This window comes from Streptomyces sp. NPDC042336 (assembly GCF_055581985.1).
Window position 1 is genome coordinate 22655 of the sequence record NZ_JBVJEA010000005.1, and the last position, 14924, is coordinate 37578.

The window sequence follows — 14924 nt, forward strand, 5'->3', positions numbered from 1 at the left end:
CGCCTCCCCCTCCCCACTTCGCCCAAGGACCTCACTCGTGGCAGGACGTTTCGCTCCCCGGCCCCCGCGCGCCGCTGTGCGCGGCGGGATACCCCGGCAGGCGCCCGCGCCGGGCCGGGTACGGGTGTGGGTGCCGGACGGGCCGCTGGACCTGGGGCTGGTGCTCGGTCCGCTGCGGCGCGGGCCGGGCGACCCGACGTTCCGGACGATGCCGGACGGCTCGGTGTGGCGGGCCAGCCGGACGCCCGCCGGGCCGGGCACGCTGCGGGTCACCGCGCGCGGCGGTGAGCTGCGGGGCGAGGCCTGGGGGCCGGGGGCCGAGTGGCTGCTGGAGCAGCTGCCGCGGATGCTGGGCGCCGAGGACGACCCGACGGCGTTCGTGCCGCGGCACCGGCTGCTGGCGCTGACGCGGCACCGCCGCCCCGGGCTGCGGCTGACGCGGACCGGGCTGGTGCTGGAGTCGCTGATCCCGTCGGTCCTGGAGCAGAAGGTCACGACGCTGGAGGCGTACCAGGCGTGGCGGCTGCTGGTACGGAAGTTCGGCGAGCCGGCGCCGGGGCCCGCGCCCGGGCGGATGTGTGTGATGCCGTCGGCTCGGACGTGGGCGCTGATCCCGTCCTGGGAGTGGCATCTGGCCGGGGTGGACAACAAGCGGGCCTCGACGATCCTGCGGGCCGTACGGGTCGCCGCGCGGCTGGAGGAGGCGGCGGGGATGGAGCCGGCGGCCGCGCAGGAGCGGCTGGAGCTCGTCTCAGGGATCGGGCCGTGGACGTCGGCGGAGACCGTGCAGCGCAGTCATGGGGCGCCGGACGCGGTGACGGTGGGCGATCTGCATCTGCCGGGGATCGTCGGGTTCGCGCTGGGTGGGGACCGGTATGCGGATGACGCCGAGATGCTGCGGCTGCTCGAGCCGTATGCGGGGCAGCGGCATCGGGCGGCCCGGCTGGTGCTGTTGAGTGGGCGGGTGCCGGGGAGGCGGGCGCCGCGGATGGCTCCGCGGGGGATCGAGCGGCTGTAGGTCTCCGGCGCTTTCCTGGTACCCGGCGTGGGTGCGGGGCGGGGGTGGGGACGCGGCCCGGCGTGGCGGGGTGCCGCTGCGCCCACCCGTGCCGCCCCAGCGGCACGACTGCCCGCAGCGGCGGCCGGGGGGCGGCACAAGTGCCTGCGGCGGCGGGCGGGGGAAGCACGACGCCCGCAGCGGCAGGTGGGGGCGGCACGACTGCGTGCGGCGCGCCGGGCGGGAGGGCGCGGCACCAGTGCCTACCGCGACGGCCGGGGGGGCACGACTACCTGCGGCGCGCCGGGTGGGAGGGCGCGGCACCAGTGCCTACCGCGACGGCCGGGGGGGGACGACTGCCTGCGGCGGCGGGCAGGGGGGCGGGGCGGCACGGCTGGTCGCGGTGGCGGGGCCTGTTTGTGGCTACGTGGCGTCCGGGGAGAAGCGTAGGGACGCCGGGGGGATGTGGGCGTTGCACCAGATTCGGGCGCCGGAGCGGAGTTCGTTGTCGGCGCCGATGACCGCGCCGTCGCCGATGACCGTGTCGGCGAGGACCGAGCGGGTGCCGACGCGGGCCCGGGTGCCGATGAGGGAGTCGGTGATGACGGCTCCCGGCTCGATGACGGCGCCCGGCAGGATCGTGCTGCCGAAGACGCGCGCCCCCTCCGCCACGAAGGCGCCCTCGCCGACCACCGTGCCGCCGGCCAGCTTGGCGTCGGACGCGACCCGTGCCGTGGGCAGGACCAGGCGGTCACCGCAGCGCCCCGGTACGGCCGGGGACGGGGCGCGGCCCAGGACCAGGTCGGCCGAGCCGCGGACGAAGGCCGCCGGGGTGCCCAGGTCCAGCCAGTACGTGGAGTCGACCATCCCCTGGAGGTGGGCGCCGGTGGCGAGGAGTTCGGGGAAGGTCTCGCGTTCGACCGAGACCGGGCGCCCCGTCGGGATCGTGTCGATGACGGAGCGGCGGAAGACGTACGCCCCCGCGTTGATCTGGTCGGTGACGATCTCCTCGGGGGTCTGGGGCTTCTCCAGGAAGGCGAGCACCCTGCCCGTCTCGTCCGTGGGGACCAGGCCGTACGCCCTCGGGTCGGTCACCTGCGTCAGGTGCAGGGAGACGTCCGCGCCCGTCGTCTCGTGGGTGCGGACCAGCGCGCCGATGTCCAGGCCCGTCAGGATGTCGCCGTTGAAGATCAGCACCGGCTCGTCGGGGCCCGAGTGCAGCCGGGACGCCACGTTGCGGATGGCGCCGCCGGTGCCGAGCGGCTCCTCTTCCGTGACGTACTCGATGTGCAGGCCCAGCGCCGAGCCGTCGCCGAAGTACGGCTCGAAGACCTCGGCCAGATAGCTCGTCGCCAGCACGATGTGCTCGACGCCGGCCGCCTTGGCCCGCGCCAGCTGGTGCGTGAGGAACGGCACTCCGGCGGCCCGGACCATGGGCTTGGGCGTGTTCACGGTGAGCGGGCGCAGCCGCGTGCCCTTGCCGCCGACCAGGAGGATCGCTTCTGTCACCTGTCGTCTCTGCTTCCTGCCGGGACCGGCCGAACTGTCTTTCGGCGGGCCAGTGTATGCAGACCGTTCCCGCGCTCAGCGGCCCTGGTACTTCGCCGCCTTCGAACGGGCCGTGCCGAGCTTGGCGTAGAGCTTCTTGCCTGGGCAGTTGGTGGCGAAGCCGTCGCGGTGACCGGAGATGACGTTCATTCGTACTTTCTTGCCCTTTCGGTAGAGGTTGCCACCTCCGGACTTCAGGTATGTCTTTCCGCGCGGATTCATGCCGTAGAGCCCGACCTTCCACGCGGTGAGCCGGGCGATCGCCTTCAGCGCGGCCGGCGACGGCTTCTTCGAGCTGTAGGTGCCGAGCACGGCGATGCCCATGCTGTTGGAGTTGAACCCCGAGGTGTGGGCGCCCAGCACCGGCTTGGACACGCCTCCGGCCCGGCCCTCGTAGATGGTTCCGCACTTGTCGACGAGGAAGTTGTAGCCGAGGTCGCGCCAGCCCATGCTGTTGACGTGGTAGCGGTAGATACCGCGGATCACCGACGGCGCCTGCGAACAGCGGTAGTTGTTGCCGGTGGCCGAGTGGTGCACGAAGGCCGTCTTGACCTTCTTCGTGTACACGAACCCCTTCTCGCGCAGTCTCTCGTCGGCGCCCCAGCCGCGGCGGGTGGTGATGCTCGGGCGGGGGCCGACGTGCGGCTTGGCGTTCTGCCGCGCGGGAAGTGCGCGGAGTGCGGGGAGTACCGAGGGTTCCGCCGGGGACCGCGCGCTGGTCGTCGACGGCGGGGCGCCCTCACCGGGGTCGACGAGTTCGAGGCGCAGGCCGGCGGGGAGAGATGAGGCGGACCGGGCGGCACCGGGCGTGTTCTCGGCCCGTACCCGGACCTCGACGCCGTCGGACTCGCCCACCCACAGCGGTGCGGTGGCACCGCGGACACGGCCCGAGGCGCTCTCCGGGGTGCCCGGGTCGGCGGCGTGCTCGGCGTTGTGGGTCTCCAGTTCCCGCCAGCCCGACCAGGTGCCGGTGGCGGTGGCACGGGTACGGACCTCGACGCGGCCGTGGAGTTCGGTGGCGGGGCTGTCCCAGACGACGCCGACGAGCGAGAAGCGCCGTACGTCGCGGCGGGGCAGGCCCTGTTCGGCCACTCCAGGTGCACGGTCGCGGGCGAGGGGGGCGAGGGGCAGTGACTGGGTGCCGCCGGGGGCGTACGCCGGGGGCCGTGCGGTGGAACTCGTCGCGGGTGGGGCCGATGAGGTGGCGGCTGCCGCGGGCGGGGCGAGCGGGAAGGCCAGGGCCGCCGCGCACGTGACGCCGGTCGAGGAAGCTAGGAATCCACGCATGCCCCTGATCCTGGACATGATCTGACAAATATGTCCATCTGGGACCTGACGGGCCGTAGGGTGTGTTGGTCCGATCCGGTGGCGGTGCGGTACGGCGTCCGCTCGGTGCGCGTGGGCCTGCCCGCGTACGCTTGCGCGCGTGAACGCGACCGACCGCACCCCTGCCGACCTGCTGAGTTCCGCGCTCGCCGCGGACCCGGGACGCCCCCTGGTGACCTTCTACGACGACGCCACGGGCGAACGCGTCGAACTGTCCGTCGCCACCTTCGCCAATTGGGTGGCCAAGACCGCGAACCTGCTCCAGGACGAACTGTCCGTCGAACCCGGCGACCGGGTGGCACTGCTGCTGCCCGCGCACTGGCAGACGGCGGTGTGGCTGCTGGCGTGCGCGTCGGTGGGTGTCGTCGCCGACGTCGCGGGTGATCCGGGGGCGGCGGACGTGGTCGTGAGCGGGCCCGAGCCGGAGTCGCTGGAGGCGGCGCGGGCGTGTTCGGGGCCGCGGATCGCGCTGGCGTTGCGTCCGCTGGGGGGTCGGTTCGCGCCGGCGCCGCCGGAGGGCTTCGCCGATTACGCGGTGGAGGTGCCGGGGCAGGGGGACCGCTTCGTGCCGTACGTGCCGGTGGACCCGGAGGCGCCGGCGCTGATCGTGGCCGGGCGGGAGTTCAGCGGGGCGGAGGTCGTGGAGCGGGCCCGGGCGGAGGCGTCGGGGCTGGGGCTCACGGGGCCGGGGGCGCGGATTCTGTCGGGGTTGCCGTACGACACGTGGGAGGGACTGAGCGCGGGGTTGTACGGGCCGCTGGCGAGCGGGGGGTCGGTGGTGCTGTGCCGGCATCTGGAGCTGGCGGGGGCGGGTGTGGTGGATCAGCGGATCGAGGCGGAGCGGGTTTCGGCGACGGCGCGGTGAGGGGCCGCGGGGTGTTGGCGGGGCGGGGCCGAGGTGACGCCGGCGTCGGCGAACCGGAGCTGACCGGTGCCCGGCGTCGGTGTCCGCGCGGGGTGGGTGCGCGGCCCGGCGCTGACGGGGCGCCGCCTGCGCCCACCCGTGCCGCCCCAGCGGCACGACTGCCCGCAGCATGCAGGCAGTCGTGCCCGCGGCCCGTTGGAGGCCCCGCGCACCCGCGGCTTGGGTGGTGCCGCCCGTTCGGCCCATCTGCGTTCTGTCTTTCGGGGCTGCCCGGGGCATGGTCGTAGCAGCGTGCGGGTGTGGACGGAGGCAGGCGTGGGCGATGAGGCGGACACTGCGGCCTCCCACGGGGGCCCGGACCACGGGGCGTCCGCGAGCGGGGACGGGCTGAAGCGGCGGCGGCGCAGGCGGCGGCTGGGGATCGCCGGGGTCGTGGTCTTCGTGCTGGCCGGGACCGCGGTGGGCGTCGGGTGGGCGGTGTACGCCAAGCTGAGCGGCAACATCACGGCGGACGAGGCGGCCGCGGCCGAACTCGCCCGGTACGAGAAGGAGCGGCCCACCTCGCTGGTGCGCGGCGCGCAGAACGTGCTGCTGATCGGGTCCGACTCACGCGCCGGGGACGGCAACGCGCGCTACGGGCGGGACTCCGGGACCGAGCGGTCGGACACCACCATTCTGCTGCACCTGGCGGCGGGCCGGGACAGCGTCACCGCCGTCTCCCTCCCCCGCGACCTGATGGTGAACGTCCCCGGCTGCCACCGCCCGGACGGGTCCCTCACCGAACCGGCGCTCCAGCAGTTCAACTACGCCTTCGCGACGGGGGGTTCGGCGTGCTCGATCCGTACGGTGGAGAAGCTGACCGGCATCCGCGTCGACCATCACGTGGTCGTCGACTTCGAGGGCTTCAAGGAGATGGTCGACGCGCTCGACGGCGTCGAGGTGTGCCTGCGGAAACCGGTCGACGACAAGGACGCCCAGCTGAAACTGCCCGCGGGCCGGGTGACGCTCGACGGGGAGCAGGCGCTCGGCTACGTCCGGGCCCGCAAGTCGCTCGGCGACGGCAGCGACACCGACCGGATGGACCGGCAGCAGCGCTTTCTGGGTGCGCTCGTGAACAAGGTGCAGAGCAATGACGTACTGCTGAATCCGGTGAAGCTGTATCCCGTTCTGGACGCCGCCACGTCGTCGCTCACCACGGACCCGGACCTGGCGAACCTGCGCGGTCTGTACGACCTTGTGCGCGGGCTGCGCGGGATTCCCACCGAGCGCGTGCAATTCCTGACCGTCCCCCGGGAGTCGTACGCGGGCGACGCCAATCGGGACCAGCTCGTGCAGCCCGCCGCCGAGAAGCTGTTCACCCGCCTGCGGACGGACGAGCCGGTGACGGTCACGGCATCCCGGAAGGACTCGACGGGCGGTACGGCGAATTCCGGCGAACCCCGTGACACCGATTCCCCCGCACCGACGTTCAGCGGGAACACCGCCGACGAGGACATCTGCGAGTAAAGCGCATTCCAAGAAGGGGCCACCCGTACGCAAGGCCGGCACGTACGCGCGGACAATTGTCCGAGAAATGCGCCGGATTGCCCAGTTGTAAGGTTCGTGGAATGCGTCACTGCCGTCGCCGTACAGCGAACGGGCCGGTTAGTGTGAGCGATCCGGTGTGCCCGGCCGCGGAGTTCTCTGCCCTGGCCACGCACTGAACTGACGTGAGCGAGACCGGGCGCCCGGAGGGGAGGGCGCCGCGTGGCCCCGACGGAGGATTCGGACAACCGTGGACGCGCAAGGCCGTGGGCGGGGGGCGGAGGACATCGACCCCGCAGACCAGTGGGTACTCAATCCGGACACCGGCGACTACGAACTGCGACTGCCCCCTTCCGCACCGCAGTCGCCTGTCCCGGCCCCCCGCCGGGCCTCACCGGCACCGGCCCCCGAAGTGCCCGTGCCCCGCAGACGCCGCGCGACGCCCGAGGAGCCGCCGCCGGGACGGCGCGACCGCCGGCGGCCGGCGAAGAAGAAGTCGAGGGGCAAGAAGATCCTGCTGTGGACCGGCGGCACGATGGCCTTCGTCGTCCTCGCCGCCGGCGCCGCCGGGTACCTCTACCTGCAGCACCTCAACGACAACATCGAGTCGCTGCCCGACGACGGCGCGAGCACCGGTGGGTTCCAGAAGGACCAGGCGATCAACATCCTGCTGATCGGCACCGACAAGCGCACCGGCTCCGGCAACGACGGCTACGGCGACAAGGGCAGCGCAGGGCACGCCGACACCACGATCCTGCTGCACGTCGCCAAGGACCGCTCCAACGCGACCGCGCTCAGCATCCCCCGCGACCTGATCGTCGACGTCCCCGACTGCCCGACCACACAGGAGGACGGGAGCACGAAGGTCATCCCCGGCTCCTCCGGCGTCCGCTTCAACACCAGCCTCGGCCAGAGCGGCCGTACGCCCAGCTGCACCATGCGGACCGTCACCGAGCTGACCGGGGTGAAGCCCGACAACTTCATGGTCGCGGACTTCAACGCGGTCAAGACGCTGACCTCGGCGGTCGGCGGCGTCGAGGTCTGTCTGGCGAAGGACATCAACGACTCCGACTCGCACCTGAACCTGCCGGCGGGCAAGCACACCGTCGAGGGCGAGGAGGCCCTGGCCTTCGTCCGCACCCGGCACTCCGTCGGCTTCGGCGGCGACCTGAGCCGCATCGAGATCCAGCAGCAGTTCCTCGGCTCGCTGATGCGCAAGCTGAAGTCCAACGACACGCTCACCAGCCCGACGAAGATGGTGAAGCTGGCCGAGGCGGGCACCGAGGCGCTGACCGTCGACGCCAAGCTGAAGAGCATCGGCAAGCTGAAGGACCTCGGTCTGGAGCTGGGCAAGCTCGACACCAAGAACCTGACCTTCGCCACCGTGCCGGTGAAGGACAACCCGGCCGAGAAGACACCGGTGACCGTCGTCCTCAAGGACGGGCCCGCCCAGCAGGTCTTCGACATGGTCAAGAACGACGTCTCCTTCACCGAGGTCAAGGAGAAGGAGAAGGAGAGGAAGAAAAAGGAGGACGCCGCGGTCGCCGCCCGGCTGGAGGGCGAGAAGTCCGAGCCCGGCGAGATCCGCGTCCGCGTCATGAACGGCGGCGCCTCGTCCGGCAGCGCGGGGCGGGAGCTGACCTACCTCCAGAACGAGGCGGGCGTCACCAAGTCGGAGAACGCGGGCAACGCCCCCGCCGACCTCGCGAAGACCACCCTGGAGTACGCCCCCGACCAGGCCGACCAGGCCCGCGCACTCGCCGAGATCCTCGGCCTGTCCGGCGCCGCCATGAAGCCCGGCGAGAGCGTCACCAACTCCCAGGGCCTGCCCACCATGACCCTCACCCTCGGCAAGGACTTCAAGGGCGCCGGAGTCAAGCTCGACGCCACCTCCGCGAAGGCACCGGAGGACCTCCAGAAGTCCACGGCGGACAAGGTCGAGTGCGCGAAGTGACCTGAAGGGCCCTACGACCGTCTGACAGGTCGACAGTCCATCGGTCGACCGGTCCAACCGCGAACAATCCACCGGGCGCCGTACAGCCAACACGGGGCGTCATACGTCCAACTGTGCGAGCAGGTCGCGTACGGGAGCACGTTCGCGGGTCCGAGGGTGGGAGAGGGACATGACGCAGAGCAGTGTGCGCGGGGAGGGAACGCGACCCGACACGGTCCGGCACGCGCGCGGCAGGCGAGCCGGGCACGGCGGCCGGGAGGAGGGCGGCTCGGGCACGGGCGGGCGAGGCGGCTCGGGCGGTCACGGCGGCGGCAACGGCAGACGCTCCGGACGGCGGCGGGCCGGCGGGCGCCGGCACCGGGCGCTGAGGTGGTCCGCGACGACCCTCGCGGTGCTGATACTCGGCACGGCCGGCGCCGGATACCTCTATTACCAGCACCTGAACGGCAACATCGACAAGGGCGAGCGCAGCAGCGGCGACTCCAAGGCGCACAAGAGCGAGCCGAACGCGGCCGGGCAGACGCCCCTGAACATCCTGCTGCTCGGCTCCGACAGCCGCGCCTCGGACGCCAACGTGGCGCTGGGCGGCGGCAAGAACCACCGCGACAACCCGCCGCTGGCCGATGTGCAGATGCTGATCCACCTGGCCGCCGACCGCAAGAGCGCCGCGGTGGTGAGCATCCCCCGGGACACCCGCGTCGACATCCCCGCCTGCGAGGACCCCGACACCAAGGAGAAGTTCCCGGCGACCAACGCCATCATCAACACGTCGCTGGCCCGCGGCGGCGCCGGCTGCACCCTGGCCACCTGGGAGAACCTCACCGGGGTCTACATCGACCACTGGATGACGATCGACTTCGCGGGCGTGGTCTCGATGGCGGACGCCGTCGGCGGGGTCGAGGTCTGCGTGAACCAGAACGTCTGGGACCGTCCGCTGCCCGGCGTGCCCGGCGGCTCGGGCCTGAAGATGACGGCGGGCCCGCACAAGGTGCAGGGCGAGCAGGCACTGCAGTGGCTGCGCACCCGGCATGCCTGGGGCAGCGACCCGCTGCGGGCCCGGGCCCAGCACATGTACATGAACTCGATGATCCGCACGCTGAAGAGCCAGAACGTCTTCACGGACGCCGGCCGGCTGATGAGCCTGGCCGAGGCCGCCACGAAGTCGCTCACGGTCTCCGAGGAGATCGGCACCGTCAAGAAGCTGTACGACCTGGGCACGCAGCTCAAGACGGTGCCCACGGACCGCATCACCATGACGACGATCCCCACCGTCGAGGACCCCGAGGACAAGAACCACCTGCTGCCAGCCACCGACGCCGACAAGATGTGGGCCATGCTCCGCGACGATGTGTCCTTCGACGACAAGGGCACGAAGAAGAAGGACACGGGCAAGGGCGACGGCAAGGGCACCGCCGGAGACGACGCCACCGGGCAGGGCGACGCCGAGCAGCCCTCCGACGAGCCCGCCGCCGACGCCGAGATCGGCGTCCTGGTCCAGAACGCCACCGGCTCGGCCACCCTCGGCCCGGTCACCGGCCGGGCCGGTGACATCGCCGGGGCGCTGGTGGACAAGGGCTTCGCCAAGGCGGCCAAGGACACCTCGGCGGCGCTCTCCGAGGAGCGGACCGTGGTGCGTTACCCGAGCGAGGAGCTGGCGGGCGACGCACGGCGGGTCGCCGACGCGATGGGGATTCCGGCGAACGCGGTGCGCAAGTCCGCGGACGTGTCCGGGATCACTCTCGTCGTGGGAGCTGACTGGCGCGAAGGCACGTCCTATCCGAAGCAGAAGACGCCCGAGGCCGGAGACCTTCCGGAGACGAGCGACGCCCTCAACGGCTCGGACGCCGGCAAGTGCATGGACGTCTACAAGCCGTATCGATGGTAGGAGTTCATGAAAATAGGAGGGAATGCCCTGTTGTAGGGGTGACGATTGTGACACCGGTTTCGTTCGACGCCGAACCGGGCGGATAGTGTGAGCGCTCCAGTGCCCCCTGCCGCGAGGTCCTCCCTGGCGTCGTGCACTTGTTGACTCTTTACCGTGCGCCTTCAGGGGAAGGTGCCGCGTGGCCCCCGACGGAGGATTGGGAGACCGTGGACGCGCAAGGACGTGGGCGGGAAGCAGACGACGTCGATCCCGCAGACCAGTGGGTGCTGAATCCGCGGACCGGTGAATACGAACTGCGACTGTCCCCCTCCGCACCGCAGTCGCCGCCCGTCCCCGGGCCTCGCGCGGCGGGGCGCCGGACCAGTACCCCGGGCCGTGAGGTGCCGCCCCAGCGGCGGCGCCGCCCGGAGCCCGAGGCACCGGTGCCCGGGCGGCGCGGACGCCGGCCGGAGAAGAAGAAGTCCCGGGGCAAGAGGGCCCTGCTGTGGACCGGCGGCAGCATGGCCTTCGTCGTCCTCGTGGCCGGTGTGGGCGGCTACGTCTACCTCAAGCACCTCGAGGGCAACGTCTCGACGACGGACGTCGGCACCGCCGGAAGCAGCAGCTTCAAGAAGGACGAGGCCTTCAACATCCTCATCATCGGCACCGACAAGCGCACCGGTGAGGGCAACGAGGGCTACGGCGACAAGGGCAGCGTCGGGCACGCCGACACCAACATCCTGCTGCACGTCGCCAAGGACCGCTCCAACGCGACCGCCCTCAGCATCCCCCGCGACCTGATCGTCGACATCCCCGACTGCGAGACCACGCAGGAGGACGGGACGAAGAAGGTCATCCCCGGCACCTCCGGCGTCCGCTTCAACCAGAGCCTCGGCGACCTCGGCCGGGACGCGGGCTGCACGATGCGCACGGTGGCGGAGACGACCGGCATCAAGCCCGACCACTTCATGATGGCCGACTTCAACGCGGTCAAGACGCTGACCACCGCGGTCGACGGGGTCGACGTGTGCGTGGAGCACGCCGTGGACGACCCGAAGTCCCATCTCAAGCTGCCCGCGGGCGAGTCCAAGGTCGAGGGCGAGCAGGCCCTCGCCTTCGTCCGCACCCGGCACGCCTTCGGCAACGAGGGCGACCTGGACCGCATCAAGGTGCAGCAGCAGTTCCTGGGCTCGCTCATGCGCAAGATGTCCTCCAGCGACACCCTCACCAGCCCCACCAAGCTGGTGAAGCTGGCCGAGGCCGCGACCAAGGCCCTCACCGTGGACAGCGCCATCGGCAAGGTGGGCACGCTCAAGGACATGGCCCTGGAGCTGAAGAAGGTGCCGCCGAAGAACATCACGTTCACCACGGTGCCGGTGATCGACAACCCGGCCGAGAAGGTCAAGGCGACGGTGGTCGTGAACGAGGCGAAGGGCCCCCAGGTCTTCGACATGATCAAGAACGACATCTCCTTCACCGAGGTCAAGCAGAAGGAGAAGAAGGAGAAGGCCGCGGTCGCCGCCCGGCTGGAGGGCGAGAAGTCCGAGCCCGGCGAGATCCGCGTCCGCGTCATGAACGGCGGCGCCTCGTCCGGCAGCGCGGGGCGGGAGCTGACCTACCTCCAGAACGAGGCGGGCGTCACCAAGTCGGAGAACGCGGGCAACGCCCCCGCCGACCTCGCGAAGACCACCCTGGAGTACGCCCCCGACCAGGCCGACCAGGCCCGCGCACTCGCCGAGATCCTCGGCCTGTCCGGCGCCGCCATGAAGCCCGGCGAGAGCGTCACCAACTCCCAGGGCCTGCCCACCATGACCCTCACCCTCGGCAAGGACTTCAAGGGCGCCGGAGTCAAGCTCGACGCCAAGTCCATCGACACACCGGACCTGGACAAGTCCACGGCCGACCAGAAGCAGTGCGCCAGTTGACCTGAGGGGCCTGTCGTACGTCTCACAGGACGGCGGCGGGCCCACGCGGTGGCCCGGGGGCGGGGAGGGACGCGGAAGTGACGCGGAGCAGTGTGCAGGGGGAGGACACGGACGAGGGCGCGGCAGCCGCCCCCGAGCGTGCGGAGGCCGTCCGGGGGGACGGCGACAACGGTGTCGAGGACACCGGGGGCAACACCGAAGGCGTGCCCGAGGGCGGCCCCCGCCCGCGCCGGCGCCGCCGCGTCCTGCGCTGGACGGCGGTCGTGCTCGCCGTGGTCCTGGCCGGCACGGCCGGGGCGGGTTACCTCTACTACGAGCACCTCAACGACAACATCAAGCAGGACGTCCTGAACCTGGGCGACAGCAAGGTGGCCGCGCCGACGCCGAACGCGGCCGGGCAGACCCCGCTGAACATCCTCGTCATCGGCTCGGACGCCCGGGACAGCGAGGAGAACCAGCAACTGGGCGGAGCCCGCGAGACGTTCGGCTCCACGCCGCTGGCCGACGTGCAGATGCTGGTGCACCTGTCCGCCGACCGCAGCAACATGTCGGTGGTCAGCATGCCGCGCGACACACTGCTGGAGATACCCAAGTGCACCGACCCGGACGACGGCGAGGTGTACCCGGCGAGCGAGGGCCGGGTGATGACCAACCAGAGCCTCGGTCACGGCGGTCCGGGCTGCACGGTGGCCACCTGGCAGGAGCTGACCGGCATCCACATCGACCACTTCGTCATGGTCGACTTCGCGGGCGTGGTCTCGATGGCGGACGCCGTCGGCGGCGTCCCGGTCTGCGTGGACGCCAACATCCACTCGCGCGACAGCACGGGCCACGGCTCCGGGCTGAAACTCGCCAAGGGCACCCACCCGGTCAAGGGCAAGCAGGCCCTGCAGTGGCTGCGCACCCGGTACGGCTTCGAGGACGGCAGCGACCTCGCGCGGGCCAAGGCCCAGCACATGTACCTGAACTCGATGGTGCGGGTGCTGCGCGAGAACGCCACCCTCAGCAGCCCGAACAGGCTGCGCAGGCTCGCCGAGGAGGCCACCGCGGCGCTCACCGTCGACCCGGGCCTGGACTCCGTCAAGAAGCTGTACGACCTCAGCAACGAGCTGCGCACGGTGAAGCCCGAGCGCATCACCATGACCACGATGCCCAACCGGTACGTGGGCGCCCGCGTCGAGCCGACCGAGGACGCGGAGCAGCTGTTCCGGCTGGTGCGCGAGGACATCGCGCTCGACGGCAAGGACGCGAAGAAGAAGCCCGCGGCGGAGCCGGAGCCCCCGGCCGACCCGGCCGCACCCGACGACGAGATCGCGGTGCAGGTCCGCAACGGCACCAGCACGGACGAACTGGGCACGGCCCCCGGTCGCGCGAACACCGTCACCGGGCTCCTGGTGGAGCGCGGTTTCACGAAGGCGGTCGCGGACCCGTCGGTGCTGCCGAGCGAGGACCGTACGGTGGTCCGCTACCCGAGCGCCGACCTGGAGGGCGACGCGCGGCGTGTCGCCAAGTCCCTGGGAATCCCGGCGAGTTCGGTGAAGCGGTCGACGGACGTCTCCGGCGTCACGCTCGTCGTGGGCGCCGACTGGCGCGAGGGCACGGCGTACGAGGTGCCCGAGAGCGACGACAGCACCCCCGCGTCGGCCGAGGCGCTCAACGGCGCGGACGACAGCGCCTGCATGCACGTGAGTCCGGCGTTCACCTGGTCCTGACGGACGTCACCGAGTGGCGGCGGCGTCCGTGACGTCCGCGTCCGGCCGCACTGCCGGGCGCCGCGAGGCGATGACCTTCCTGGCCAGCGACTTCGGGCTGGTCAGGAAGCCCCAGCCCCAGGACATGTGCATGGTCGCCAGCGCCACCGGGATCTGCGCCCGTGCCTTCAGCCCGAGCCCCTTGCCCGCGGGCAGCGAGCCGGCCACGATCGCCGCGAGGTAGCCGCCGGGAACGACGAAGCCCCACGGGGTCAGCGCGGCGCCCACCACGACACCGGCCGCGATGGCGCACACGGCGGTCGGCGGGGCGAGGTAGCGCAGGTTGATGGAGCCGGAGTGGTAGCGCGCGACGACGTGCCGCCAGCGGCCGTAGTCCTTGTACTGCTTGGCCAGCGCCCGCACGCTCGGCCGGGGACGGTAGGACACCCGCAGCTCGGGCGAGAACCAGATCAGGCCGCCGGCCTCGCGGATGCGGAAGTTCAGCTCCCAGTCCTGGGCGCGGATGAACTCCTCGTTGTACCCGCCCTGCCGCTCCAGCGCCTCGCGGCGGAACACGCCGAGGTAGACGGTCTCGGCGGGCGCGGCCTCGCCGCCCGTGTGGAACGCGGCGTTGCCCACGCCGATCTTCGACGTCATCGCGGCGGCGACGGCGTCCTCCCAGGCGTTCTCGCCCTCGGCGTGCATGATGCCGCCGACGTTCTGCGCGCCGGTCTCCTCGAGGAGCCGTACGGCCGTGGCGATGTAGTCCGGCGAGAGCATGCCGTGGCCGTCGACGCGGACGACGACCGGATGGCGGGAGGCCTTGATCGCGGCGTTCAGCGCGGCGGGCGTGCGGCCGGTGGGGTTCGGCACGGTGTGGACGCGGGGGTCCTCGGCGACGAGCTCGGCGGCGATCTCCTCCGTGCGGTCCGTGGAGGGACCGACGGCGATCACGACCTCCATCTCGCCGGCGTACTCCTGGGCGAGGATGGCGCGGACGGCGCCGCGCAGATGCCGTTCCTCGTTGAGGACGGGCATGATCACGGAAACGGCGGGCAGCCGCACGTCGGACTTGGCGTTCATCGGTGCTCACGTTACCGCGAACGGGGGACACGGGTGCGCGCCGCAGGGGGCACAGCCCCGGGCAGCAGATCGTATGGGCCTACGGTGCTCACGAATCCCACGTCCGGCCTCGCGGTCCACGCCCAGGGCCCGTCCCCGCGGAGGTGC

10 protein-coding genes are annotated in these 14924 nt (G+C 71.8%); 7 read left to right on the forward strand and 3 right to left on the reverse strand.

Going from position 1 to position 14924, the window contains the following annotated elements; translation table 11 throughout:
- The first annotated feature begins 37 nt into the window (after nt 1-37).
- On the forward strand, nt 38-1018 hold the full coding sequence (locus tag ACZ6IM_RS12985; protein WP_052843583.1) for a DNA-3-methyladenine glycosylase family protein: 981 nt from the start codon (nt 38-40) through the stop codon (nt 1016-1018).
- A gap of 402 nt (nt 1019-1420) precedes the next feature.
- Here ACZ6IM_RS12985 and manB read toward each other — a convergent pair whose 3' ends face one another.
- Both manB and ACZ6IM_RS12995 read right to left on the reverse strand, forming a co-directional pair.
- Entirely contained in the window at nt 1421-2506 is a 1086-nt protein-coding gene (manB, locus tag ACZ6IM_RS12990) for a mannose-1-phosphate guanylyltransferase (protein ID WP_469556468.1), read from the reverse strand.
- Between the two features lie 75 nt (nt 2507-2581).
- Nucleotides 2582-3832: a peptidoglycan recognition protein family protein gene (locus ACZ6IM_RS12995; RefSeq protein ID WP_469556471.1), complete on the reverse strand. Its 1251-nt coding sequence runs from the start codon at nt 3830-3832 to the stop codon at nt 2582-2584.
- A gap of 139 nt (nt 3833-3971) precedes the next feature.
- Between ACZ6IM_RS12995 and ACZ6IM_RS13000 the strand changes: the two genes are divergently transcribed.
- The 6 genes from ACZ6IM_RS13000 to ACZ6IM_RS13025 all read left to right on the forward strand — a co-directional run bounded on the left by ACZ6IM_RS13000 (nt 3972) and on the right by ACZ6IM_RS13025 (nt 13715).
- Nucleotides 3972-4736, forward strand: coding sequence for a TIGR03089 family protein (locus ACZ6IM_RS13000; protein ID WP_469556473.1), 765 nt, complete (start codon nt 3972-3974; stop codon nt 4734-4736).
- 315 nt (nt 4737-5051) lie between these two features.
- On the forward strand, nt 5052-6242 hold the full coding sequence (locus tag ACZ6IM_RS13005; protein WP_052843592.1) for an LCP family protein: 1191 nt from the start codon (nt 5052-5054) through the stop codon (nt 6240-6242).
- Between the two features lie 268 nt (nt 6243-6510).
- Nucleotides 6511-8214, forward strand: a complete 1704-nt coding sequence (locus tag ACZ6IM_RS13010) for an LCP family protein (protein ID WP_469556476.1) — start codon at nt 6511-6513, stop codon at nt 8212-8214.
- A gap of 169 nt (nt 8215-8383) precedes the next feature.
- A complete protein-coding gene (locus ACZ6IM_RS13015) occupies nt 8384-10099 on the forward strand; it encodes an LCP family protein (protein WP_469556479.1) in 1716 nt (571 codons plus the stop codon).
- Nucleotides 10100-10305: 206 nt separating this feature from the next.
- A complete protein-coding gene (locus ACZ6IM_RS13020; protein ID WP_469556482.1) occupies nt 10306-12003 on the forward strand; it encodes an LCP family protein in 1698 nt (565 codons plus the stop codon).
- Nucleotides 12004-12080: 77 nt separating this feature from the next.
- Nucleotides 12081-13715, forward strand: a complete 1635-nt coding sequence (locus tag ACZ6IM_RS13025) for an LCP family protein (protein ID WP_469556485.1) — start codon at nt 12081-12083, stop codon at nt 13713-13715.
- 6 nt (nt 13716-13721) lie between these two features.
- Here the strand turns inward: ACZ6IM_RS13025 and ACZ6IM_RS13030 are convergent, their stop codons facing one another.
- Nucleotides 13722-14777, reverse strand: coding sequence for a glycosyltransferase family 2 protein (locus tag ACZ6IM_RS13030; RefSeq protein ID WP_052842128.1), 1056 nt, complete (start codon nt 14775-14777; stop codon nt 13722-13724).
- Nucleotides 14778-14924: the final 147 nt, after the last annotated feature.